Annotated in this window: 24 protein-coding genes; 19 read left to right on the top strand and 5 right to left on the bottom strand. The window is 65.7% G+C overall.

Annotated features, from left to right (window positions below):
- Positions 1-229 precede the first annotated feature (229 nt).
- The gene (locus GGQ64_RS04180) at positions 230-1,348 is read left to right on the top strand and encodes an acyl-CoA dehydrogenase family protein (RefSeq protein ID WP_183799572.1); all 1,119 of its coding nucleotides are present in this window, start codon (positions 230-232) and stop codon (positions 1,346-1,348) included.
- A gap of 16 nt (positions 1,349-1,364) precedes the next feature.
- Here GGQ64_RS04180 and GGQ64_RS04175 read toward each other — a convergent pair whose 3' ends face one another.
- Together GGQ64_RS04175 and ssuD are read right to left on the bottom strand one after the other, a co-directional pair.
- Positions 1,365-2,813, bottom strand: coding sequence for an FAD/NAD(P)-binding protein (locus tag GGQ64_RS04175; protein ID WP_343059411.1), 1,449 nt, complete (start codon positions 2,811-2,813; stop codon positions 1,365-1,367).
- Positions 2,810-3,979 carry an FMNH2-dependent alkanesulfonate monooxygenase gene (gene ssuD, locus GGQ64_RS04170; protein WP_183799570.1) on the bottom strand — a complete coding sequence of 390 codons (1,170 nt, stop codon included), beginning with the start codon at positions 3,977-3,979 and terminating at the stop codon, positions 2,810-2,812. The genes GGQ64_RS04175 and ssuD overlap by 4 nt, the downstream gene beginning before the upstream one ends.
- A gap of 173 nt (positions 3,980-4,152) precedes the next feature.
- On the opposite strand from ssuD, the gene GGQ64_RS04165 reads away from it, so the two are divergent.
- On the top strand, positions 4,153-4,698 hold the full coding sequence (locus GGQ64_RS04165; protein WP_183800813.1) for a flavin reductase family protein: 546 nt from the start codon (positions 4,153-4,155) through the stop codon (positions 4,696-4,698).
- 49 nt (positions 4,699-4,747) lie between these two features.
- Here the strand turns inward: GGQ64_RS04165 and GGQ64_RS04160 are convergent, their stop codons facing one another.
- The gene (locus GGQ64_RS04160) at positions 4,748-5,212 is read right to left on the bottom strand and encodes an RrF2 family transcriptional regulator (RefSeq protein WP_183799567.1); all 465 of its coding nucleotides are present in this window, start codon (positions 5,210-5,212) and stop codon (positions 4,748-4,750) included.
- Positions 5,213-5,732: 520 nt separating this feature from the next.
- Here GGQ64_RS04160 and GGQ64_RS04155 point away from each other — a divergent pair.
- Genes GGQ64_RS04155 through GGQ64_RS04135 form a run of 5 tightly spaced genes read left to right on the top strand, consistent with a single transcriptional unit; the run spans position 5,733 to position 10,785 of the window.
- Positions 5,733-6,569 (top strand): metallophosphoesterase family protein, encoded by an 837-nt coding sequence (locus GGQ64_RS04155; RefSeq protein WP_183799564.1) that lies wholly within the window; start codon positions 5,733-5,735, stop codon positions 6,567-6,569.
- Entirely contained in the window at positions 6,566-7,735 is a 1,170-nt protein-coding gene (locus GGQ64_RS04150; protein ID WP_183799561.1) for an ABC transporter ATP-binding protein, read from the top strand. Before GGQ64_RS04155 ends, GGQ64_RS04150 begins: the two co-directional genes overlap by 4 nt.
- On the top strand, positions 7,728-8,663 hold the full coding sequence (locus tag GGQ64_RS04145) for a carbohydrate ABC transporter permease (protein WP_183799559.1): 936 nt from the start codon (positions 7,728-7,730) through the stop codon (positions 8,661-8,663). Before GGQ64_RS04150 ends, GGQ64_RS04145 begins: the two co-directional genes overlap by 8 nt.
- Positions 8,660-9,496, top strand: coding sequence for a carbohydrate ABC transporter permease (locus GGQ64_RS04140; protein WP_183799557.1), 837 nt, complete (start codon positions 8,660-8,662; stop codon positions 9,494-9,496). Before GGQ64_RS04145 ends, GGQ64_RS04140 begins: the two co-directional genes overlap by 4 nt.
- 23 nt (positions 9,497-9,519) lie before the next feature.
- Positions 9,520-10,785 carry an ABC transporter substrate-binding protein gene (locus tag GGQ64_RS04135; RefSeq protein ID WP_183799555.1) on the top strand — a complete coding sequence of 422 codons (1,266 nt, stop codon included), beginning with the start codon at positions 9,520-9,522 and terminating at the stop codon, positions 10,783-10,785.
- 62 nt (positions 10,786-10,847) lie between these two features.
- On the opposite strand, the gene GGQ64_RS04130 is transcribed toward GGQ64_RS04135, so the two are convergent.
- Positions 10,848-11,822, bottom strand: coding sequence for a substrate-binding domain-containing protein (locus GGQ64_RS04130; protein ID WP_183799553.1), 975 nt, complete (start codon positions 11,820-11,822; stop codon positions 10,848-10,850).
- A 28-nt stretch (positions 11,823-11,850) separates the two neighbouring features.
- Here GGQ64_RS04130 and GGQ64_RS04125 point away from each other — a divergent pair, with 28 nt between their 5' ends.
- Genes GGQ64_RS04125 through arsK form a run of 6 tightly spaced genes read left to right on the top strand, consistent with a single transcriptional unit; the run spans position 11,851 to position 15,361 of the window.
- Positions 11,851-11,994, top strand: a complete 144-nt coding sequence (locus GGQ64_RS04125) for a hypothetical protein (RefSeq protein ID WP_183799551.1) — start codon at positions 11,851-11,853, stop codon at positions 11,992-11,994.
- Between the two features lie 27 nt (positions 11,995-12,021).
- Complete coding sequence (locus GGQ64_RS04120; RefSeq protein WP_183799549.1) at positions 12,022-12,360, top strand: ArsR/SmtB family transcription factor; 339 nt, start codon at positions 12,022-12,024, stop codon at positions 12,358-12,360.
- Positions 12,357-13,055 carry an aquaporin gene (locus GGQ64_RS04115; RefSeq protein WP_183799548.1) on the top strand — a complete coding sequence of 233 codons (699 nt, stop codon included), beginning with the start codon at positions 12,357-12,359 and terminating at the stop codon, positions 13,053-13,055. The genes GGQ64_RS04120 and GGQ64_RS04115 overlap by 4 nt, the downstream gene beginning before the upstream one ends.
- A gap of 2 nt (positions 13,056-13,057) precedes the next feature.
- On the top strand, positions 13,058-13,480 hold the full coding sequence (arsC, locus tag GGQ64_RS04110; protein WP_183799547.1) for an arsenate reductase (glutaredoxin): 423 nt from the start codon (positions 13,058-13,060) through the stop codon (positions 13,478-13,480).
- Positions 13,473-14,180, top strand: a complete 708-nt coding sequence (arsH, locus tag GGQ64_RS04105) for an arsenical resistance protein ArsH (protein ID WP_183799546.1) — start codon at positions 13,473-13,475, stop codon at positions 14,178-14,180. The genes arsC and arsH overlap by 8 nt, the downstream gene beginning before the upstream one ends.
- Positions 14,177-15,361, top strand: a complete 1,185-nt coding sequence (gene arsK, locus GGQ64_RS04100) for an arsenite efflux MFS transporter ArsK (RefSeq protein ID WP_183799545.1) — start codon at positions 14,177-14,179, stop codon at positions 15,359-15,361. The genes arsH and arsK overlap by 4 nt, the downstream gene beginning before the upstream one ends.
- Before the next feature lie 108 nt (positions 15,362-15,469).
- Here arsK and GGQ64_RS04095 read toward each other — a convergent pair whose 3' ends face one another.
- Positions 15,470-16,675, bottom strand: a complete 1,206-nt coding sequence (locus GGQ64_RS04095; RefSeq protein WP_183799544.1) for an NnrS family protein — start codon at positions 16,673-16,675, stop codon at positions 15,470-15,472.
- Between the two features lie 176 nt (positions 16,676-16,851).
- Between GGQ64_RS04095 and nirK the strand changes: the two genes are divergently transcribed.
- The 6 genes from nirK (at position 16,852) to GGQ64_RS04065 (ending at position 21,097) form a co-directional block, all read left to right on the top strand.
- A complete protein-coding gene (gene nirK / locus GGQ64_RS04090; RefSeq protein ID WP_183799543.1) occupies positions 16,852-17,985 on the top strand; it encodes a copper-containing nitrite reductase in 1,134 nt (377 codons plus the stop codon).
- Between the two features lie 121 nt (positions 17,986-18,106).
- Complete coding sequence (locus tag GGQ64_RS04085; protein ID WP_183799540.1) at positions 18,107-19,015, top strand: SUMF1/EgtB/PvdO family nonheme iron enzyme; 909 nt, start codon at positions 18,107-18,109, stop codon at positions 19,013-19,015.
- A gap of 139 nt (positions 19,016-19,154) precedes the next feature.
- The gene (locus GGQ64_RS04080) at positions 19,155-19,850 is read left to right on the top strand and encodes a cyclic nucleotide-binding domain-containing protein (protein WP_183799537.1); all 696 of its coding nucleotides are present in this window, start codon (positions 19,155-19,157) and stop codon (positions 19,848-19,850) included.
- A 113-nt stretch (positions 19,851-19,963) separates the two neighbouring features.
- Positions 19,964-20,410 carry a pseudoazurin gene (locus GGQ64_RS04075; RefSeq protein ID WP_183799535.1) on the top strand — a complete coding sequence of 149 codons (447 nt, stop codon included), beginning with the start codon at positions 19,964-19,966 and terminating at the stop codon, positions 20,408-20,410.
- 95 nt (positions 20,411-20,505) lie between these two features.
- Positions 20,506-20,688 carry a hypothetical protein gene (locus GGQ64_RS04070; RefSeq protein WP_183799532.1) on the top strand — a complete coding sequence of 61 codons (183 nt, stop codon included), beginning with the start codon at positions 20,506-20,508 and terminating at the stop codon, positions 20,686-20,688.
- Between the two features lie 16 nt (positions 20,689-20,704).
- Positions 20,705-21,097, top strand: a complete 393-nt coding sequence (locus GGQ64_RS04065) for a hypothetical protein (RefSeq protein WP_210300139.1) — start codon at positions 20,705-20,707, stop codon at positions 21,095-21,097.
- The last annotated feature ends 25 nt before the right edge of the window (positions 21,098-21,122 follow it).

Below are 21,122 nucleotides of genomic sequence, written 5' to 3'. Positions count from 1 at the left end.
CCCCCTTTTCCGGCCCGGCCGGATTGTCACGATCCGACCGCAATCGCCGGCCGGAATTAATAAAATACATAGCTTTTATAGAGTTTTATCGCCCGATATACCCGGTCAAAATGCCTCAATTCGGCCCGAAAATAGCAAAACCAATCTATACAATCTCTATAGAATATGGTCTTTCTACCCCTGTAAAGCCTGTGCGTCCTGAAACCGCATGATGCAAGGAGCAGTCGACATGGGTACGTTCTCGCCCGCGATTGGCCATCCTGTCCGCACCGCCGCTCTCATCGGCGCGGAAGACGAAGCGATCAGCGTCGCCGCCTCCATTGCCGCCACCTTCGAGCCCGCCGGGACCGACAGCGCCTTCGACAGCCAGGAGGCCCGGCTGGAGCTGGTCGGCCGGTCCGGGCTGTTCGGCGTGTCGGTGCCGACCGAGCACGGCGGCATCGACGTCTCCAACACCGTTCTTGCCGAGATCTGCGCGCTTGCATCGCAACGTTCGGCCGCGCTCGGCGAAGTCCTGGCTGCGCATTTCGTGGCGCTCGAGCATCTGCGCAGCCATGGCTCCGAGGGGCAGCAGACGACGCTTTTCCCGGCGGCGCTGGCCGGGGCGCGGCTGTCGATGGCGACGCCCGTGCAGCGCGACGGCGGGACGGCCACCGCCCTGTCGCTGATGCCAACCGGCGTCGGCTGGCGGATGGGCGGAGAGTTGCTCTGTACCCCCTGTGCACGACACGCCGACTGGGTGCTGGTGCCAACAAGGAGCGAAGCGGGCAAGACGGCACTGGTTCTGCTGCCGACCCGCATCGACGGGCTGCACTACGTCGCCAACAGTTGCGAGCCGACGGCCCGGGGCACCTCGCGGCCGGAGCACGTCCTCGTCAAGGACGTGCTCGTCGAGGCCGGCACACTGCTGCATGCGGTCGCCGACACCACGCGCAGCGACGTGCCGCATGCGCTGGACCTGCTGCTGCAGGCCGCAACGCATCTCGGCGCCGGGCGTCTTTCCCTGCAGATAGCCCTCTCCGACGACGATGCAGATCCGGTGGCGATCGGGCTCGCCTCCGCCCGGCTTGCCGCTGCGGGTGCTGCGGTCGAGCAGGCGGGCCGTGCGATCGACGCCGCCCAGATCGGCCTTGCAGACCTGCACCGGACGAATGCATTCCTGGCCGCGGCGGACGCCTTCGTCACCGCCGTCGATGCCGCACGCGGGGCTGCTGCGACGGCCCGGCCGCGCGCGCCCGGTACCCCGGCGAAGGCGCACGACGATCTCGCCCCGGCTATTGCCGATATCCTGCGCGAGACCGGCGCCCTGCGGCTGGCGGCGCATCGCCTTCCGCCCGAGGAAGACTAGATCCGAGTTTGAGAGGTCAACTCACCTGGCGCTGCGGGACGGCCGTGTTCGCTTCAGTGAGCGAGCGGATGTCCGCAGCCACCCGATCGGCCACGAAGACCGCGTGCTCGGTGACCTGCGGCAACCCCATCAATTCTCCGAACGTGCCGCGCGCAAGCGGGCCTGCGACATAGAGCGAGCGTTCCGGCAGCCCGCCGGCATCGATGGCGCGACTTTCCCCATCGACCTCGATGCCGAGTCCCACCGGGTCGGCACGCAGCCGCCCGTCGGCTGCAAGCCCGGCGAGGTAGGGCTGGCTGGCGAGGATGCCGGCATGCCCCGGGCCGGTGGTCACGACGACGGCGTCGTAGCGTTCCTCGCTCGCGCCCTTTTCCTGCCGCGCGCGGAGCCGGACGGCGATCTCGCCATCGCCCGAGACCTCCACGCCCGCAATCGACGCGGCGCGGAACGTCAGGCGGCCGTCAGCGAGCCGCCCTTCGATCGCCGCTTCGACCTGTGGGGCGATCCGGAAGCGATGCACGTCCCAGTATGGCCGCAGGAAGCGCACGAGACGGCGGCGCTCGGCCACCGGCAGCGCCTTCCAGATCTCGCCCCCCTCTGCGCGCAGCCGGTCGAAGACCGCATGCCAGGAGATGCCCTCGGCCGCAGCCTCGGCGACGGCGCGACGCGTGGCCCGAAGCAGGCCCAGCGCAGTCCGGCTCGGCTGTGTCATGAAATCGCCGAAAGGCTCCTGCGGCAGGGGGTTGTGCCCGCGCGAGCGCAGTCCCCTGCGCGAGATCGCCGCGATCGCGCCGCGATGGCCGGCGGCATCGAGCGCTGCAATCACGTCGGCGGCCGTCAGGCCCGCCCCGACCACCAGTACCCTGTCGTCCGGCCGGATGACGGAGAGCGCCCGGGGCACGGTGGTGTCCGCCACGTAGCGCGGGTGGCCCGTGAGCGCGCGCGCCAGCGCGAACGGTGCCTGCGGGCTCGGATGGGTGGTGGCGACGACGACGATGTCGGCGACCGTCTCGGAACCGTCATCCGCCTCCAGGCGCCAGCGTCCCTGACTTGCGGCCGTGACCGAGCGCACGCGCGCCTTGCGGTGCTCCAGGCTGCCGTCGGCCACCAGCGGGGCGAGATGGGCGTGGACATAGCGGCCGAAGGCGCCGCGCCGCGGAAACACGCGGCCATCCGTCGTCACGGCCTCCGGGTCGTGCCGAAGCGCGCCCGTCTCCTCCAGCCAGCGCGGGAAATGCTCCTCGTCGCCGGGAAAGAGCGACATGCGGGTTGCCGGAACGTTGATGCGGTGGACGGCCTCGTCGGTGTCGTAGGCGAGGCCGCCGCCGATGAGTTGCCGGGGCTCGAACATCACTATGCGCGCCGAACCAGCTGAAATCCCGTGGACGAGATGGTAGGCCAGCGCTGCGCCGGTGAAGCCGCCGCCGATAATGGCAACGACCGGCATCGAGGAGGCGCGGCTCACGACTGCGAAACCTTCAGCGCCGGACGATGGTCGCCAGCGATCGATTCACCGAAGGAACCGGTGTCGATGGGCGCCTGGCGTGCCGGAATGACATGGTTGAGCGGAAGATGCGGCATGACCAGTTCCCCGAAGCGATAGGCCTCTTCCAGGTGAGGGTAGCCGGAGAAGATGAAGCTGTCGATGCCGATCCGCCGATACTCCTCGATGCGCGCCCTGACCTGGCCGGGATCGCCGACCAGCGCCGTGCCGGCCCCGCCCCGCACGAGCCCCACGCCCGCCCAGAGGTTGGGCGCTACCTCCAGCCTGTCGCGCCGACCGCCGTGAAGCGCGCTCATGCGGCGCTGGCCGGCCGAATCCATACGCGAAAAAACCTTCTGCGCCGCCTCGATCGTCGCATCGTCGACATGCCGGATGAGATCGTCGGCCGCCTGCCAGGCCTCGCTGGCCGTCTCGCGCACGATGACGTGCAGGCGGATGCCGAACGTCACATCCCTGCCCGCGTCCTCGGCGAGCTTGCGCACCTCGGCGATCTTGCCGGCGACCTCCTCCGGCGGCTCGCCCCAGGTCAGGTACTTGTCGATCGTACGCGCCGCCACCTGCTGGCCGACCCCCGACGAGCCGCCGAAATAGAGCGGCGGATGGGGCGTCTGCACCGGCGGGAAGAGCAGCCGCCCGTCCTCGATGTCGAAATGCCGGCCCTTGTGGTCGACGGTCTGGCCGGAAAGCACCTTCTTGTAGATGTCGAGGAACTCCTCGGTGACGGCGTAGCGGTCCTCGTGGGAGAGATGGATGCCGTCGCCCTTGTTCTCGATCGGGTCGCCGCCGGTCACGACATTGATGAGCAGCCGGCCGTTGGAGATGCGGTCGAGCGTGGCGGTCATCCGGGCGGCGAGCGTCGGCGACAGAAGGCCCGGCCGCACGGCGACGAGGAACCGTAGCTTCTCCGTCAGGGGTGCCAGCGCCGAGGCGACGACCCAGCTGTCCTCGCAACTGCGCCCGGTCGGGAGCAGCACGCCGTAGTAGCCGAGCGCATCCGCAGCCTGCGCCACCTGCCGCAGATAGGCGAGGTCGACATTGCGCCCGCCAAGCGGGGTGCCGAGATAGCGGCTGTCCCCGTGTGTCGGAAGAAACCAGAAAACGTTGATCTTTTCGGGCGCGGCAGGCATGTCTCGATGCTCCTGATTTCGCATGTCCGGCGCCGCCCCTAGAGCATCGGGTGCCGCCGGACGCAGAACATAAATTACATAAATTTGGTTGACAATAAAATTCCGCGCCAGCATTCTCGCCCCGAAATTCGAGCCCCTTCGCCGGGGGCGGAGACAGGAGAGCAGGAATGAACATGGCCAGGCTGACGCGGGACGAGCGCGACGAAGTCCGTGCGCAAGGGTCCACCTTCATCGACCCGAGCCTGCTGAAATCGGCCATGCGCAGCGTATCGGGGGCCGTGTCGGTGATCAGCGCGGGCGTCGGGCCGGACCGGACGGGGGCGACGGTGACCTCGGCGACCGCCCTGTCGGTCGAGCCGCCGACGATGATCGTCAACATCAACCGCTCCTCGTCCACCTTCCCCATCATCCGCCGCTATGGCCACTTCTGCGTCAACATCCTCGCCGGCGGGCACGAGGCGGTGGCCAACCGGTTTGCAGGGTTCGACGGGGCGAAGGGCGAGGCCCGCTACGAGGGGGCAAGCTGGACGACGCGGATCAGCGGCGCCCCGGTCCTGATCGGCGCGCTCGCCTCGATCGATTGCGAGGTCGAGGAGATCATCGAACGCCACAGCCACGGCATCATCCTCGGCCGCGTCGTCGAGGTGCTTTCCGGCAGCGGCCAGTCGCTCGTCTACAACAACGGCCGCTACGGCAGCTTTGCGCCGACGATCGAGTAACCTTTCAGGATGGACTTGTTACCGACGCCTCACGCCGCGCGCGGCGGGCTCAGCCCGTCCGCTTCTGCGGCTCGTTATCATCGATAATGGACACGGCATCCGGCGCCGAGACGAACTGACTAAGCGTCATGGTGTCGAGGATCGAGGCGATCGCATCGCGGACGTCGGTCATCGCCCGGCGCACCTGACAGGTCTCGGGGTCGGCACAGTCCTCGCAGGCCTCGAAGGCGGTGCGGCTGGCGCAGCGGATCGGCGCCAACGGACCGTCGAGGACGCGGATGGCATGGCCGATGCGGATTTCGGAGGCCGGATGGGACAGCGCATAGCCGCCGCCGGGCCCCTTCTTGGAGCGCAGCATGCCGGCATTGCGAAGCTCCAGCAGGATCGTGTCGAGAAACTTCTTCGGGATATTGTTGCGCAGCGCAATCTCGCTGACGAAAGCCGTTTCGCCCGGTTCCAGCCGCGCCAGGTCCACAAGCGCCTTCAGGCCGTATTTTCCCTTTTTCGTCAGCATCTCAATCCGCTTTCATCAGCATCTATATCGTATCCGGATACGCCCGGAAGCGCCGACGCGTACGCCGCGTCACGCGATGTTATTGGCACCCAAGTGCGAAAATCATATAAAACCGGTATAATTAATTTATAAGACCCGCAGCAACGAAATAGACGTGCTTGACCCGCGATCTATTCACTTTTGCGCAAGCGGCGTAACCAATCGGCATCATCTGGCGGCGGCGAGCGTCGTTCCGGCCGGAATCGAGGCGAAATCCGGGGTCCGCCCGGCAGTCGCTCGATGGCCCACAGTGGGCCTCACCCCTTGCCGAAAGCCCACTCCAGCAAAGCTTCGCCATCCCCACGGACGTTTCCCGCTCGCAGGCCGCGGCCGGCGCGTCCGGACGCCGATCGCTGCCGTTTGTGACAAAATTGGAAGGGAATTGGAAAAGACCGTTACAGCGCTGACACGAGAGCCGGCTAGGGCCTGCCCTACGGCGCGTCCGACAGTCTGAGACGCTCCGGCCCGGAGAAGCGGCCCCATGAAAGTCATCCAGATCACCGACACCCATTTCAGCCCCGAGAAGACCCATTTCAACGGCAACTGGGCGCCGCTCCTGAACTTCATCGAAGACAGCGGCGCCGATCTCGTCGTCCATACCGGCGACCTGACGGTGGATGGGGCCGACAAGGAAGCCGACATCACCTTCTCGATGGAACTGATGCGGCAGGTGAAGGTGCCGATGCTGATCGTGCCCGGCAACCACGACGTCGGACATTTCGCCCACATGGACCAGCCGGTCAACGCCGAACGCCTCGGGCGCTGGCGCCGCATCGTCGGCGGCGACCGCTTCGTCGAGGATGCGAACGGCTGGCGTCTCGTCGGGCTCAATGCGCTTCTTCTCGGTCACGAGGACGAAGAGGAAGAAGCACAGTTCGAATGGTTGCAGACCGCCTTCGAAGAGCGCGACGGACGCCGGCTGGCGCTGTTCTCCCACAAGCCCCTGTTCGTCGATGCGCCGGACGAGGGCGACACCGGCTATTGGAGCGTGCGGCCGGTGCAGCGCAAGCGCCTCACCGACCTGATTGCCGCCCATGACGTGGCGCTGTTCGCCAGCGGCCACCTGCACTGGGCCTGGCAGGGGCGGTTCGACAACACCGCGATCACCTGGGGACCGTCCGCCGCCTTCGTCATCGACAAGCTGGAACGCGAGATGCCGGGCGAACGCCTGGTCGGCGCGGTCGTCCACACCTTCGCAGACAACGTCCGCAGCGAGATCGTCGCCGTTCCGGGCATGACCGCGCACGTGATTGACGAGGTCGTCCACGAGGTCTATCCGCGATCGGCCCACAAGGTCGCCAAGGCGGCCGCCGAATGAGCGCGCTCTCGCTTCGCAACATCGAGAAGTCCTTCGGCGGCAACCACATCTTGAAGGGTGTGACGCTGGATGCCGGGCCTGGCGAATTCATCGCCCTGGTCGGCCCTTCGGGATGCGGCAAGAGCACCCTGCTGCGCATCCTCGCCGGGCTCGAGACGGCCGACAGCGGCGATATCCTCATCGCCGGCCGCGACATGACCGCGGCCCATGCCGCCGATCGCAACATCGCCATGGTGTTCCAGTCCTACGCGCTCTATCCGCACCTTACGGCGGCGCAGAACATCGCCGTGCCGCTGGTGATGCGACGCCTGACGCGCGCCCGGCGCCTGCCCTTTCTCGGCCGGATGATGCCCGGCCAGCGCAAGGCGGTCGCGGACATCCATCGCGACGTACGCGACATGGCGGCATCGCTCAAGATCGATCACCTGCTCGACCGCAAGCCGGGCCAGATGTCCGGAGGCCAGCGGCAGCGCGTGGCGCTCGCCCGCGCCATGGTGCGCCGTCCGTCGATCTTCCTCATGGACGAGCCGCTGTCCAACCTCGATGCGAACCTGCGCGTGCACGCCCGCGGCGAGATCGTCGACCTGCATCGTCGCGCCGGCGTGCCGACCCTCTACGTCACCCACGACCAGGCCGAAGCGCTCTCGATGGCCGATCGCGTGGCCGTGATGATCGGCGGATCGCTACTGCAACTCGCCTCCCCGCAGGTGATCTACGAGGATCCGCAGCATGTCGAAGTGGCGAAATTCATCGGCCAGCCACGAATCAACCTGATCGCCTCCCAGGTCGAGGACGGCGCGACCGTCGCACTCGGCGGCACGCGCTGCCGCCTGGTCGACCGGGCGGCTGCGGCCGGATCGGCGGTAACGCTCGGTATCCGGCCGGAATTCGTCAGCGTCTCGCGCCAGGGCAACGAGGGCCTGCCGGCCCGCATCGAGCGGCTGGAATTCCTCGGCTCGGAAGTCATCGTCTACTGCCGGCTCGACGCGATCGGCGAGACCATGGTCGCCAAGGTCACCCCGGCCGAAGGGGCGGACCTTTCGCCCGGCGTGCCGGTGCGGCTTACGGCGGATGCCCGGCATATCTTCGTCTTCTCGAAAGACGGCAGTCGCCTCGCCGCCGCCCCGCTCTCCAGCATCGTTACGCGGGAGGCGCTGCATGGCTGATCTCGCGGCCCCTTCCACTGGCCTAGCAGGAACCGTGCCGCGCGCCGGCACGCCGGAGCAGCGCGAGGCCCGCATTGCCTGGCTGCTCGCCGCGCCCGCGCTCCTGCTCGTGCTCGTCTTCATCATCCTGCCGGTGGCCGCGGTGATCGGCCTCGGCTTCACCGATTTCGAGCTCGGCTATGCCGACTTCCGTTTCGTGGGCCTGGAGAACTATGCCGAGCTTTTCGACGACCGCACCTTCCAGCGTTCGCTATGGAACACCGCCGTCTATGCCGGCATCGTCACGCCCGTCTCCATCTTCATGGCGCTCGGACTTGCCATGCTGATCGAGGCGGAGGGCATCGGCCGGTCCTTCTTCCGCACCGCCTATTTTCTTCCCGTAGCCTCGCTGCTGGTGGCGATGGCGACGGTCTGGCAGTATCTTTTCCACCCGAGCATCGGTCCGATCAACGCCATGCTGGCCACCTTCGGCATTCCCGGCCCGAACTGGCTCGGGGCCTCCTCGACCGTGCTCTACAGCCTGTCGATCATCGGTGTCTGGCAGTCGGTCGGCTTCAACCTCGTGCTCTTCCTGGCCGGCCTTACCGCCATTCCGCGCGAACTCTATGCCGCAGCCGAGGTCGACGGCGCGAAATCCGGCTGGGACCGCTTCCGGCTGGTCACCTGGCCGATGCTGGGACCGACCACGCTGTTCGTCACAACCATCAGCATCATCAATTCGGTGAAGGTGTTCGAGACGGTCAAGACGCTCACCGAAGGCGGGCCGAACAAGGCCTCCGAAGTGCTGCTCTTCACCATCTACCAGGAAGGTTTCGTCTACCTGCGCGTCGGCTACGCATCGGCGATGACGGTCGTCTTCCTCGCCATCCTCGTCGTGCTGATGTTCCTGCAATACCGCGTCCAGGACAGGCAGGTGCACTACTCATGACCTCTGCAAGCTTCACGCCCGGCCGCGTCGCCCGGCTTTCCATCCTCGGCCTCGGCGCCCTCGTCTTCCTCGCGCCCTACATCTTCATGGTCTCGACCGCCGGCAAGGCGCAGAGCGACATCTTCACCTCGTCGCTGTCGCTGATCCCGCAGCAATGGTTCTACGTGCAGAACTTCGCCAAGGCGCTGTCGCGGGTGTCGATGGGCCGGCTTTTGATGAACGGCGTCGTCGTCTGCGCGCTGATCCTCGTCTTCCAGGTGGTGATCGCCATCCCCTGCGCCTATGCCATGGCGAAGCTGAAGTTCCGCGCCGCCCGCGCCCTGATGGTGCTGGTCATGCTCGGCCTGCTGGTGCCGATCCACGCCACTGCACTTCCGCTCTATGTGGCGTTCGACCGGGCCGGGGCGCTCAACAGCTACGTGGCGCTGGTCGCGCCCTTCACCATCTCGGTGTTCGGCATCTTCCTATTCCTGCAGTTCTTCCGCGCCATGCCGGACGACCTCATCCATGCCGCGCGTCTCGACGGCATGAGCGAGCCCGGCATCATCGCCCGCGTGATCGTGCCCAATGCCTGGCCGGCCGTCACAGCGTTTTCGATCTTCTCGGTGGTGGCCCACTGGAACGACCTCTACTGGCCGCTGATCGTGGTCTCGAACCAGGCCTATGCCACGCCGCCGCTCGGCCTGCTCTACTTCCGCGCCGCCGAAGCCGGCGACGACTACGGCGCGCTGATGGCCGCCACGCTGATCATCACCTTCCCCCTCGTCGCCGCATTCCTGCTCGCGCAGAAGCGCTTCGTCGAGGGCATCACCATGACCGGTCTCAAGGGTTGACCGGCCTTCAACAGGAGCCATCCATGAAGCACTTCAAGCAATTCCTTGCCACAGCAGCGATCACCCTGTCGGTGACGTTTCCGGCCCACGCCGAGACGACGCTGACCGTCCACTATCCGATGCCGGGCTTCTTCAAGGACGTGATGGACACGATCTCGACGAAGTTCATGGAAGAGAACCCGGACATCAAGATCCAGTTCGCCAACCCTTCCGCCACCTACGAGGAAGGCATCCAGACCATCATGCGCCAGGCCGGCACCGACGAGATGCCGGACATCACCTTCATCGGCCTCAACCGCCTGCGCATGGCCGACGAGCGCAGCATTCCGGTCGACATGGGCCCGCTGATCGCCAAGGACGCCAGCATGGCCGAGCAGGGCTTCTCCGACACGATCCTGAAGCTCGCCCAGGTCAACGGCAAGCAGGTGGGCCTCGCCTTCGCCACCTCCAACCCGATCATGTACTACAACGCCGACCTGGTTAAGGCTGCCGGCGGCAATCCGGACCAGCCGCCGAAGACCTGGGACGAAGTCATCGAACTCGGCGCCAGGATCAAGGCGCTCGGCAACGGCGTCGACTCGGTCGACTTCCGCTGGCAGGGCGACGACTGGATGTTCTCCGCGCTGCTGTTCGGCGCCGGCGGTACGATGCTGAGCGAGGACGAGAGCGAAGTGACCTTCAACGGTCCGGAAGGCCAGAAGGCGTTTCAGCTGATCGACCGCCTGGTCAAGGAAGCCGGCATGCCGGTCTTCACCAAGCAGGCCGGCGAGCAGGCCTTCGTCGCTGGCAAGGTCGGCTTTGCCTTCCAGACCACCGGCGCGCTGCGCAACACCATCAAGAACGTCGGCGACAAGTTCGACCTGCGCACGGCCGAGATCCCGCTTCTCGACCCGGAGAACGGCAAGCTGCCGACCGGCGGCAATGCCGTCGTCATCCTGACCCACGACGAAGCCAAGCAGGACGCAGCCTGGAAGTTCGCCAAGTTCGCGGCCGGCCCCTACGGCGCCTCGGTCGTCGTCCCCGGCACCGGCTACGTTCCGAACAACGAGCTCGCCGCGAAGTCCCCGGAATACCTCGGCGACTTCTACAAGGAGAACCCGCTGTTCCAGGCCGGCCTGAAGCAAATGCCGCGCATGATCCCCTGGTACGCCTTCCCCGGCTCCAACGGCGTCCGCGTGACCCAGACGATCGTCGATAACACCTCGCGCGTCGTCGACCAGTCGGCAACGCCGGACGAAGCGCTCAATGACGCTGCCGACGAGGTGAAGCGCCTGCTGCCGCGCAGTTGAGCACTTCCTTGAACCGATGAGCGAAGGTCGCCGCAATCTCCACTGCGGCGGCCTTCTCCTTGCTACAGGGCGCGCACGGTGCCGCCGCGCCGCAGTTGGTAGTCGAAATCGAAATGCCGGGCCGGCGCTCCGTTGCCGGCAATGTCCAGCAGCAGCGACGCCGCCGTCGTCCCCATGCTGGCGTCGGGCATTTCGATCGTCGTCAGCGGCGGGTCCAGCATCTGCCCCATCTCGATGCCGTCAAACCCTGCGACAGAGACGTCGCGCGGCACGCACAGCCCCTCGCGCCGCAGCGCGCCGATGACGCCGAAGGCCAGGAGATCGTTGGAGGCGATGATCGCGGTGGGCGAAGACCGGGAGAGCACGGTATCGAGCTCGAGCTGGCTGTAGCCGCCGACAAAGGCGATCTGCATCGCCTCCAGCGGCTCGACGCCCGCATCCGTCACGGCCTGCAGATAGCCTTCGTGCCGCGACCGGGCGCGGTCGGAGGCGGTGAAGTTTCCCGAGACGAACAGGATCCGGCGATGGCCGAGGTCCAGCAGGAACCGGGTCAATTCGTGGCCCGCCCCGACATTGTCGACACAGACCGCAGCCGGAAAGGCGGCGGCGGGGCGGTTGCCGAGGAGCACGGTGGGCGGCAGGTCGGGCGGCAGGTGCCCGGTGTTCCCCGGATCGCACAGGGTGAGGATCAGACCGGTGGGCCGATCGGTCAGGAGTGCCGTGACGGCATCGGCCTCTCTGGCAGGATCATAGTGGGACTGCGCGATCACCACGCCATGGCCGGCGATCAGCATCCTGTTCTCGATGCTGGAGAGGGAGGAGGAGAAGACAGGATTGGTGACGCTCGGCACGAGGACGCCTATGACCCGCCGCCCCGCCTTGCCGCCGGCGGGCGATTGGCGGTAGCCAAGCTCCGCTGCCGCGCGCCGCACCTTGCGGATCATCGCGTCGCTGACGCAGCCGTTCCGGGTGAGCGCGCGGCTCGCGGTCGCAACCGAGCAGCCCGCTCTCAACGCCACGTCTTGCAGCGTACTCATCGACAACCCCTTCCAGTCGACACCGCCGATGGCCGACCAGGCGTCGTTTTCCCGGTTTCTCATGAAGGAATTGTGTCAGGCGATCCTGATCCGCATCGCCATCCTTTCCCGCGCGTCGTCGCAGGGCAATAAAATTGTCTTGCCGACCGCGGCCATCGGCGCTATCGCTTGATTTCAATATTTCAAGGATCATTGAATCATGGATGACCGTCAAGCCCTGGCGTCGTTTGCCGCCCTGTCGCAGGAGACCAGGCTCCAGATCGTGCGCATGCTCGTGGTGGCCGGTCCCGGCGGAATGTCGGCCGGCGCCCTCGCCGAGAAGATCGGCGTCTCGCCGTCCAATATCTCGTTCCATCTCAAGGAACTTGACCATGCCGGCCTGATCGGCCAGCAGCGCGAGTCCCGCTCGATCATCTATACCGCCAGCTACGATGCGCTCGGTGGCCTGGTGCGGTTCCTCATGGACGACTGCTGCGGGGGGCATCCCGACATCTGTGCCCCGGCTATCCCGGCTCCGGCGTGCTGTGTGACCGAATGAAGGCGTCGCTGTCGCGCAGGCTCGCTGCCGAACTCCTCGGGACGGGCATCCTCGTCGCCACGGTCGTCGGCTCGGGCACCATGGCCGACATGCGGACCACGGACGACGCGCTCGCGCTCCTCGCCAACACGCTGCCGACGGGCGCGATCCTGGTCGTCCTCGTCATGATCCTCGGACCGATCTCCGGCGCGCATCTCAATCCCGCCGTGAGCGTGGTCTTCGCCGCGCGCCGCGAATTGGCCGCGAGGGAGCTGGGGCCCTACGTGATCGCCCAGGTTCTCGGCGGGATCCTCGGCGCCTGGCTCGCCCATCTGATGTTCGAGCTTCCGCTGCTGCAGGTGTCGGAAACAGCCAGAACCGGACAGGGCCAGTGGATCGCGGAATTCGTCGCGAGCTTCGGTCTGCTTCTGACGATCCTCGGTGGCCTGCGCTACAGGATCGAGGCGGTTCCGATGCTGGTCGGGCTCTACATCACGGCCGCCTACTGGTTCACGGCCTCCACCTCTTTCGCCAATCCCGCCGTCGCGGTCGCGCGGAGCCTGACCGACACCTTCGCCGGCATCCGCCCCGCCGATCTTCCGGCATTCGTCGTCGCCGAAGTCGCCGGTGCCCTGGCGGCGGCGATGCTGGCGGGCTGGCTGTTCGACGACCGACGCAGCGACAAGAACCCCATAGCTCCAACCGGAAGGCCGTGACCATGAACGTCGTCATCTATCACAACCCCGCCTGCGGCACCTCCCGCAACACGCTGGAACTGATCCGCAATGCCGGGATCGAGCCGACAGTGATCGAATACCTGAAGACGCCGCCATCGCGCGACGAACTGGCCAGGATGATCTCCGACGCCGGACTGACGGTCCGGGAGGCGATCCGCGAGAAAGGAACGCCCTATGCCGACCTTGGCCTCGACGATCCGGCGCTGACGGACGACCAGTTGCTCGACGCCATGCTGAAGGATCCGATCCTGATCAACCGTCCCTTCGTGGTGACGCCGATGGGCACCCGTCTCAGCCGGCCGTCGGAAGTCGTTCTCGACGTCCTGCCGGACACGCACAAGGGACCGTTCGCCAAGGAAGACGGCGAGCAGGTGATCGACGCGGAGGGCAAGCGCATTGTCTGATCTGCCTGCCGCCGCCGCCGAACATCTCCGGGCGCCGGACCTGGAAGCGCTCCGCCCGCCATTCTCGACGCACAAGCCGCGCATCCTGATCCTCTACGGGTCTCTGCGTGAGGTGTCCTACAGCCGCTTTCTCGCCCACGAGGCGCGCAGGCTTCTCGAGCATTTCGGATGCGAGGTCCGGGTCTACGATCCGAAAGGGCTGCCGTTGCCAGACGAAGTTCCGGCCAGCCACGCCAAGGTGCAGGAACTGCGCGAACTGTCCGAGTGGTCCGAGGGCCAGGTCTGGGTCAGCCCGGAGCGCCACGGCGCGATGACGGGCATCATGAAGGCTCAGATCGACTGGATTCCGCTTGCGATCGGGTCGGTTCGGCCGACGCAGGGCAAGACGCTGGCAGTGATGGAGGTGTCGGGCGGCAGCCAGTCCTTCAACGCGGTCAACCAGATGCGCGTCCTCGGCCACTGGATGAGGATGCTGACGATCCCGAACCAGTCGTCGGTGGCCAAGGCTTACCAGGAGTTCGACGCCGACGGGCGCATGAAACCGTCGTCCTTCTACGACCGCGTCGTCGACGTCTGCGAGGAGTTGGTGAAGTTCACGTTGCTGACCCGCGATGCGTCCGCCTACCTGACCGACCGCTACAGCGAGCGCAAGGAGAAAGCCGCCGATCTGGAAAAGCGGACGTCGCTGAAATCGATATGACACCCCATCGCCTGCCAGTCGGTGCCGTTCTCGGCCTGGGCGTCACGCAGATCATCGGATACGGTACGCTGTATTACAGCTTCAGCATCCTCGCGCCCGACATGGCGCGGGGCTACGGCCTGCCGGTCGAGTGGATGTTCGGCGCGCTGTCGGTGGCGCTGCTGGTCGGCGGCCTCGTCTCGCCGTCGATCGGCGGCTGGATCGACCGGTTCGGCGCGGGGCGGATCATGGCGGTGGGTTCGCTGGTGGCGGCGCTGGCGCTCATCGGCTGTGCGGCATCGCCGAACCGGCCGTCCTTCCTGGTGGCGCTGGTCGTCATCGAGGTGGCCGCCAACTTCGTCCAGTATGGAGCCGCCTTCGCGCTCCTCGTCCAGATCGCGCCGAACGTCGCCTTGCGGAGCATCACCTACCTGACGCTGATCGCCGGGTTCGCCTCCACGATCTTCTGGCCGGTCACCAGCGCCCTGCACGCCTCCCTGTCATGGCAACAGATCTATCTGGTCTTCGCGGGCATGAATGCCCTGGTATGCCTGCCGGTGCATGCCTGGCTGGCGCGCACGGCGAGACCCGTGCGCGGCAACGCCTCGACGACAGAGGTGCGCAAGGTCGAGGGCTCCCTGCCGCCGGAGAAGAGGAGATCCGGATTTGTCCTCATGATCGTCGGTTTCTCGTTGCAGGCCCTGGTGAGTTCCGCCGTCCTCGTCCACATGGTTCCCCTGCTGTCGGGCCTCGGCCTCGGAGCCGCGGCAGCGCTCGTCGGCACCCTGTTCGGCCCTGCGCAGGTCGCCAGCCGACTGATCAACATGCTGCTGGGTCGAGACCTCCAGCCGCTCGTGCTGGCGGCGATATCGGCGCTGCTGATGGCTGCCGCGATCGCCGTCCTGGCGGCGACGGCCCCGTCCATGGTTGGTGCGATGGGGTTTGCCGTGTTGTTCGGGTTCGGAAGCGGGCTCTTCAGCATCGTGTCGGGCACGCTGCCGTTGTCGCTGTTCGGAAGCGAAGGGTATGGGCGCCTTCAGGGCAAGATCACATCCGCGCGGCTGATCGTTTCGGCGATGGCGCCTTTCGCCTTCGCCATCGCCATCAAGCCTCTCGGCGAAGTCCTGTCGCTCTCGATAGCCGCCATTTGCGGCAGCCTTGCCCTTTTGGCCTTCTTGGCCATCGGCCGGCGCGCGGGCTAGACGATCACGACGATTTCGGCCCTGTCGGGCAGTTTGCCGCGCATTCCTCGTAGTCCGGCGGGCAGCGTTTCCGCGCTGCCCGCCGGAGTTCTGTTCGGGCAACCCGACCTACCAGCGGCGGCCTTTCACCAGCATGGGCGCGTATTCGACGACGAAGAGGCTGAAGGAGGCCAGCCACAGGATGCCGGATACCGCATAGATCGTTGCGGCATGGTCGGGCAGCAGGCCGGCGGCGGGCCGCGCGAATGCGCAAAGGACGATCGCGGCGTAGGAGATCGTGGTCAGCGTCGATGCCGTCAGCTCGCGCCCGGTATGGCCGCGCGTCGCCCGGGTCATCACGGCGACCATCATGGCTGCGACCGTGCCGATCGTCATGACATGCAGCGTCGCGGTCGGATCCACGAGGCCGATGGCCGAGAGCGAGATCGCCAGGAAGCCCAGCGGAACGAAGGCATAGGCGACGTGCAGGATCGCGACGAGTGTTTCGGAAAACGTCGTCCAGCCGCGCCAGCGAAAGAGCCGCATCGCATGCAAGGCTGCGGCCACGGCTGCGCCGATCGCCGTGACAATGCTTTCCGGCAGCGCGATCCAGAGGCCGAGCGCGACGATGCCGATGGCGATCGAGGCGGCGTCGAAGCGGTTGTAGGGAACGGGAAAGTCCGTCCGTCCCTGCTTGTTGATCCAGTTCCGGGTGAAACTCGGAATGATCCGGCCGCCGATGACCATCACCAGGCCGACATAGGCGGCGATCGCAAGCCGATAGGCCCTGTCGGGATGTTCGCCCATGATGACTTCGTAGTGGAAGCAGGCATTGGCGAGCGACAGCGCCAGAAGACCGGCCGTCACCTTCAGGTCGTTCCACTTTTTCCCGGCGACGACTTCGCGCACGCAAATATAGAGGAGTGCGGGCAGGAAGATCATGTCGGCTGCGACAGCAAGATTAACCCCGATGGCATCCGAGGCGAGGAAAGCCACCCTGCCCCCGGCCCAGAGCAGGAAAAGGAAAAAGAGCGGCCAGCCGGACACCGGCAGGCGCCCGGTCCAGTTGGGCACGGCCGTCAGCAGGAAGCCGGCCAGGACGGCCGAGGCGTAGCCGAAGAGCATCTCGTGGGCATGCCAGTGATGGGCGCCATATTCCGACGCGAAATCCAGCCAGCCCGTAAGTGCTGCGATCCACAGCGCCATGGCGGCGATCGCCCAGAGCGCACCTCCGAGGAAGAACGGGCGGAAGCCATAGGAAAAGAGAACCGGCCCGGTGCGCGCGAGCCCGCGCGGAATACCTCCAGTCCTTACATTCGGTGTCGAAGTGCTCATCTTGCGGTCGCTCCTGTATTCAGGGCGATCAGTAAACAAAATGTCGCACCCTTCTTTGATATCTCGCAAGCAATCGCGCAGTAAAGTTTGTCGAGGATCAAAGACCACCTTAGCGAGTGGCGTAGATTTTTCTCCAACGGAACGGGATAGCCCGCTCCTGTTCAAGGAGAAGACCGATGACTGAACACTTCCAGATGACCAGACGCTCGATATTGGCTGGCGCTGCGTTCGCGGGAGCCATGACGCCGATCATTACGGCAACATTCGCCCAGGCCGAAGAGGCTCCTCCCGCAGCGATGAAGCCGGCCGACCTGTCGACGCTGCCGCACGTCAAGGTAGAGCTCGTCAAGCCACCCTTCGTTCACGAGCACACCCAGAAGGCCGAAGGCGGCCCCAAGGTCGTCGAGTTCACGCTGACGATCGAGGAAAAGAAAATGATCCTCGACGACGCCGGAACCGAGGTCCACGCCATGACCTTCAACGGATCGGTCCCCGGCCCGCTGATGGTGGTCCACCAGGACGACTACGTCGAGGTGACGCTCGTCAATCCCGAGACCAACACGCTGCAGCACAACATCGACTTCCATTCGGCGACAGGCGCCCTGGGCGGCGGTGCATTGACGATCGTCAACCCGGGTGAAAGTGCTGTCCTTCGCTTCAAGGCCACCAAGGCCGGCGTCTTCGTCTACCATTGCGCACCTCCGGGAATGGTGCCCTGGCACGTCACCTCGGGCATGAACGGCGCGATCATGGTGCTGCCGCGCGAAGGCCTGACGGACGGCCACGGCAAGGAACTCGTCTACGATCGCGTCTACTATGTCGGCGAGCAGGACTTCTACGTGCCGAAGGACGAGAACGGAAACTACAAGAAGTACGAGAGCAACGGCGATGCCTATGCCGATACGCTCGCAGTCATGCGGACGCTCACACCGAGCCACGTCGTCTTCAACGGGGCCGTCGGTGCGCTCACCGGCGAGAACGCGCTGAAGGCAGCCGTCGGCGAGCGGGTACTGGTCGTCCATTCGCAGGCCAACCGCGACACCCGCCCGCACCTGATCGGCGGACACGGTGACTACGTCTGGCAGACCGGCAAGTTCAACAACGTGCCGGATCGCGACCAGGAAACCTGGTTCATCCCGGGCGGCACGGCAGGGGCTGCGTACTACACGTTCCAGCAGCCCGGCATCTACGCCTATGTGAACCACAACCTGATCGAGGCGTTCGAACTCGGTGCGGCGGGGCACTTCACCGTGACCGGCGACTGGAACGACGATCTCATGACATCGGTTCGGGCTCCTTCGGGGAGCTAGGTCATGAGACCCATGCGGGCCGGCACCTTCGGCCCGCAGACCTGGCTGCCGCATCTCCACGTGCGGCAGCCCCTTTGATCATCGTCTGGCCATGCGGGCCGCTTCGCCTTTGGGGGCGACCATGACAACCTTCCGCGCCAAGCTCACAAGTCCGATCCTCCAGACACTCCTCCCCGTTGCGGTCCTCGCTGCCCTTGCCGGCGGCATAGCCCACCAGACAGGCTTCCTTGCCGAAGCACCGGCCACTGCCCAGCTTTTCCAGCCGCAGACGGTCACCATCGCGCCGCGGACGTTCGCCTACCGCGAAGACGGGGAATTCCTGCGGGCAAACTACGTGACCGATGCGCCGATGCGCACGGTCACCGAAACCTGGCCGCTGACCATCATGAAGCACCAGGTCTCTTTGTCGGAATATACCGCCTGCGTTTCCGAAGGAGTCTGCAGCGCGCCCGTAGGTGTGGCGTACGATCTCGGAAACGTCCCGGTGACGGGCGTCAATTATGACGATGCCCGGGCCTATGCCCGGTGGCTGTCGGACAAGACCGGCGAACTATGGTCGCTGCCGACCGACCAGCAACTGGCCTTCGCAGCCGGCAAGAGTTTCCCCGACGACGCCTTCGGCCTCGAGGACGACGGCAGCAATCCGGCCATCCGCTGGCTCGCGGACTACCGCCGCGAGGCCGCGGAGCGCTCGAAGCGCGATCCCGTTCCGCGCGTTCTCGGCAGTTTCGGAGAGAACGAGTACGGGCTGTCGGATTTCGGCGGCAATGTCTGGGAATGGACCGATACATGCCATCGCCGGGTCATGCTCGACAAGGACAACACGATTCTTCGCAGCGAAGATGCGTGCGGCGTCTATGTCACCGTCGGCAACCACCGCTCGCCCATGACATCCTTTTTCCGGGATCCGAAGGGTGGCGGCTGCGCCGTCGGCACGCCTCCCGACAATCTCGGCTTCCGGCTGGTCAAGGCGACGGCGTGGTATGCGCCGCTGGTGAAGGCGCTGCGGGACCGAGGGATCGATTTGTAGCACCGACAGGGTCGCGACGCTGGTTGCGTCTGCGACCTTCTGATCCATGTCAATGCACGCTTGCCATATAGCTGCTGCCTTGCGCCGGCGCCGTCACTGGTCGTAGAACCATGGGGTGGCAGCGAGGGGAGTGACGGCAGTGAAGATCGACAAGAGCCTGGTCAGGTCCATCCCGCTATTCGACCGCATGAGCGATGCGGATCTCGACAAGTTCCTCGGCCATGCCGTCTCTCGCCGCGTGCCTGCCGGAGAGGCCGTATTCGAACAGGGTGCGGCTGCGACGCATTTCTTCCTGTTGCTGCATGGCCGGCTGAAGGTCACGCAGGTCACCGAGGACGGCCAGCAGATCATCGTTCGTGTCGTCCATCCGGGCGACCTCTTCGGTTTTGCCAAGGCGCTGCAGCGATCGGACTATCCGGGCACCGCACTTGCGGTTGCCGAAAGCATCGCGCTCTGCTGGCCGACCGAACTCTGGCCGCAGTTCGTTGATCGCAATCCCCGCCTCGCCGTCACGGCCATGCAGACGATCGGCCAACGTCTCGAGGAAGCCCACACCCGCATCCGCGAGATGTCGACCCAGGAGGTCGAGCGACGCGTCGCGCACGCCGTCCTTCGCCTGGCCAACCAGGCCGGCCGAAAGGAAGGAACCGGCGTGCGGATCGACTTTCCCATTTCACGCCAGGATATTGCCGAGATGACGGGTACCACCCTGCACACCGTTTCCCGGATCCTGAGCGCCTGGGAGGGCAAGGGACTGGTCGAAGGCGGGCGCCAGAAGCTGCTCGTTCTCGACCTCAACGGGCTCGCCGCACTGGCAGACCACGTCAAGGAATAGCATCCGGATCATCGTTCATGTCGATGTTTGCGCTATGTCAAAGATGACTTTTCCGGTCGGGATAAATTGCTCCTGAAGAAGCCGAGAGGGCTTCCGATCCAGGAGTAAAGAAAATGAGGACGTTCCTTCGTACTTTGGCGGGCGCTGCTTTTTTGACCGCCGCACTGGGCGGCTATGCCGTTGCTGCCGATCATGAAATCCACATGCTGAACAAGGGCAAGGACGGCGCGATGGTGTTCGAGCCCGCCTCGCTGAAGATCGCCGCGGGCGATACCGTTTCCTTCGTGCCGACCGACAAGTCCCACAATGCCGAAAGCGTCAAGGACCTGATTCCGGACGGCGCGCAGCCCTTCAAGGGCAAGATGAACGAAGCCATCAAGGTCACGTTCGACGTGGCCGGCGCCTACGCCATCAAGTGCACGCCGCATGTGGGCATGGGCATGATCGCCCTCGTCGTGGTCGGCGATGCGCCGGCGAACGCCGATGCCATCAAGTCTGCGAAGCTGCCGAAGAAGGCACGCGACCGGCTCGACGCGGAAATCGCGGCAACGGGGCTCTAGTCTCCGCGCACCACCGGATGGCTCCGACCGGGGCCCTCCGGTTTCGGCAGGAGGTGCCGGATGTCCCGGCCCTCCGCAAACCCGAGGAGGCGGTCATGGATATCGTCGACGATCTGCGTGTTCACCTCGACTATCTGAGCCGGACCGTGCTGTTGCAGGTGCGGGAGAGATACGTCCGGCAGGACGAAGGCGCAGACAAGGTACAGACGGGAAATCAAGTTCGCGAAGCCTACGTATCGGCAGCCTCCCGCCGCCGTATTCCGTTCGTTCGCTGGTAGCCGGCAGGGGGCCGCCGTGAAGGACAACGGGTTCTCGCTTATTACCGGAGGCGACAGGCGTACCGAGCCGCGCGACGACGTCCTGCACGCCATCCGGCGGGTTCGCACCATCGTTCTGGCCAGCGCCGAGGATTGCCGGTGCCGCGATCGCGTCGCCGATGCCATCCAGAGCTTCGAACACCTCGAGCATCGCCGCGAGAAGAAGCGCCTGGCGGATGCGACGCGCACGCAACGGCGCAAGATCAAGGCGCTTCTCGAGTTGCTGGAGGATCTCGATCCTGCCACGGCCGACGACGGAGAGCTTTCCGAGGCGAGCCTGCTTCTGAACGATATCGCAGCGGAAGCGGCGCTCGCGTCAAGCCACTTGCGGGAATTGCTGCGTCTCCGCGCTGCTGCGGACGGCAACTGACACCCGGAGGACCCGGGAAAGGAGA

Source organism: Mycoplana azooxidifex, from assembly GCF_014196765.1.
Lineage (GTDB): Bacteria > Pseudomonadota > Alphaproteobacteria > Rhizobiales > Rhizobiaceae > Mycoplana > Mycoplana azooxidifex.
Note: the sequence above shows the minus strand (reverse complement) of the source record. Positions and strands in the feature narration are given on the sequence as shown.

Excerpts from the sequence above, each read along its gene's own strand:
- arsC (WP_183799547.1), top strand. The coding sequence starts at position 13,058 with ATGAACGTCGTCATCTATCACAACCCCGCCTGCGGCACCTCCCGCAAC.
- GGQ64_RS04115 (WP_183799548.1), top strand. The coding sequence starts at position 12,357 with ATGAAGGCGTCGCTGTCGCGCAGGCTCGCTGCCGAACTCCTCGGGACG.
- GGQ64_RS04070 (WP_183799532.1), top strand. The coding sequence starts at position 20,506 with ATGGATATCGTCGACGATCTGCGTGTTCACCTCGACTATCTGAGCCGG.
- GGQ64_RS04145 (WP_183799559.1), top strand. The coding sequence starts at position 7,728 with ATGGCTGATCTCGCGGCCCCTTCCACTGGCCTAGCAGGAACCGTGCCG.
- ssuD (WP_183799570.1), bottom strand. The coding sequence starts at position 3,979 with ATGCCTGCCGCGCCCGAAAAGATCAACGTTTTCTGGTTTCTTCCGACA.
- arsK (WP_183799545.1), top strand. The coding sequence starts at position 14,177 with ATGACACCCCATCGCCTGCCAGTCGGTGCCGTTCTCGGCCTGGGCGTC.
- GGQ64_RS04180 (WP_183799572.1), top strand. The coding sequence starts at position 230 with ATGGGTACGTTCTCGCCCGCGATTGGCCATCCTGTCCGCACCGCCGCT.
- GGQ64_RS04155 (WP_183799564.1), top strand. The coding sequence starts at position 5,733 with ATGAAAGTCATCCAGATCACCGACACCCATTTCAGCCCCGAGAAGACC.
- GGQ64_RS04085 (WP_183799540.1), top strand. The coding sequence starts at position 18,107 with ATGACAACCTTCCGCGCCAAGCTCACAAGTCCGATCCTCCAGACACTC.
- GGQ64_RS04140 (WP_183799557.1), top strand. The coding sequence starts at position 8,660 with ATGACCTCTGCAAGCTTCACGCCCGGCCGCGTCGCCCGGCTTTCCATC.
- GGQ64_RS04135 (WP_183799555.1), top strand. The coding sequence starts at position 9,520 with ATGAAGCACTTCAAGCAATTCCTTGCCACAGCAGCGATCACCCTGTCG.
- GGQ64_RS04125 (WP_183799551.1), top strand. The coding sequence starts at position 11,851 with ATGGCCGACCAGGCGTCGTTTTCCCGGTTTCTCATGAAGGAATTGTGT.
- GGQ64_RS04160 (WP_183799567.1), bottom strand. The coding sequence starts at position 5,212 with ATGCTGACGAAAAAGGGAAAATACGGCCTGAAGGCGCTTGTGGACCTG.
- GGQ64_RS04150 (WP_183799561.1), top strand. The coding sequence starts at position 6,566 with ATGAGCGCGCTCTCGCTTCGCAACATCGAGAAGTCCTTCGGCGGCAAC.
- GGQ64_RS04120 (WP_183799549.1), top strand. The coding sequence starts at position 12,022 with ATGGATGACCGTCAAGCCCTGGCGTCGTTTGCCGCCCTGTCGCAGGAG.
- GGQ64_RS04095 (WP_183799544.1), bottom strand. The coding sequence starts at position 16,675 with ATGAGCACTTCGACACCGAATGTAAGGACTGGAGGTATTCCGCGCGGG.
- GGQ64_RS04130 (WP_183799553.1), bottom strand. The coding sequence starts at position 11,822 with ATGAGTACGCTGCAAGACGTGGCGTTGAGAGCGGGCTGCTCGGTTGCG.
- GGQ64_RS04075 (WP_183799535.1), top strand. The coding sequence starts at position 19,964 with ATGAGGACGTTCCTTCGTACTTTGGCGGGCGCTGCTTTTTTGACCGCC.
- GGQ64_RS04165 (WP_183800813.1), top strand. The coding sequence starts at position 4,153 with ATGGCCAGGCTGACGCGGGACGAGCGCGACGAAGTCCGTGCGCAAGGG.
- nirK (WP_183799543.1), top strand. The coding sequence starts at position 16,852 with ATGACTGAACACTTCCAGATGACCAGACGCTCGATATTGGCTGGCGCT.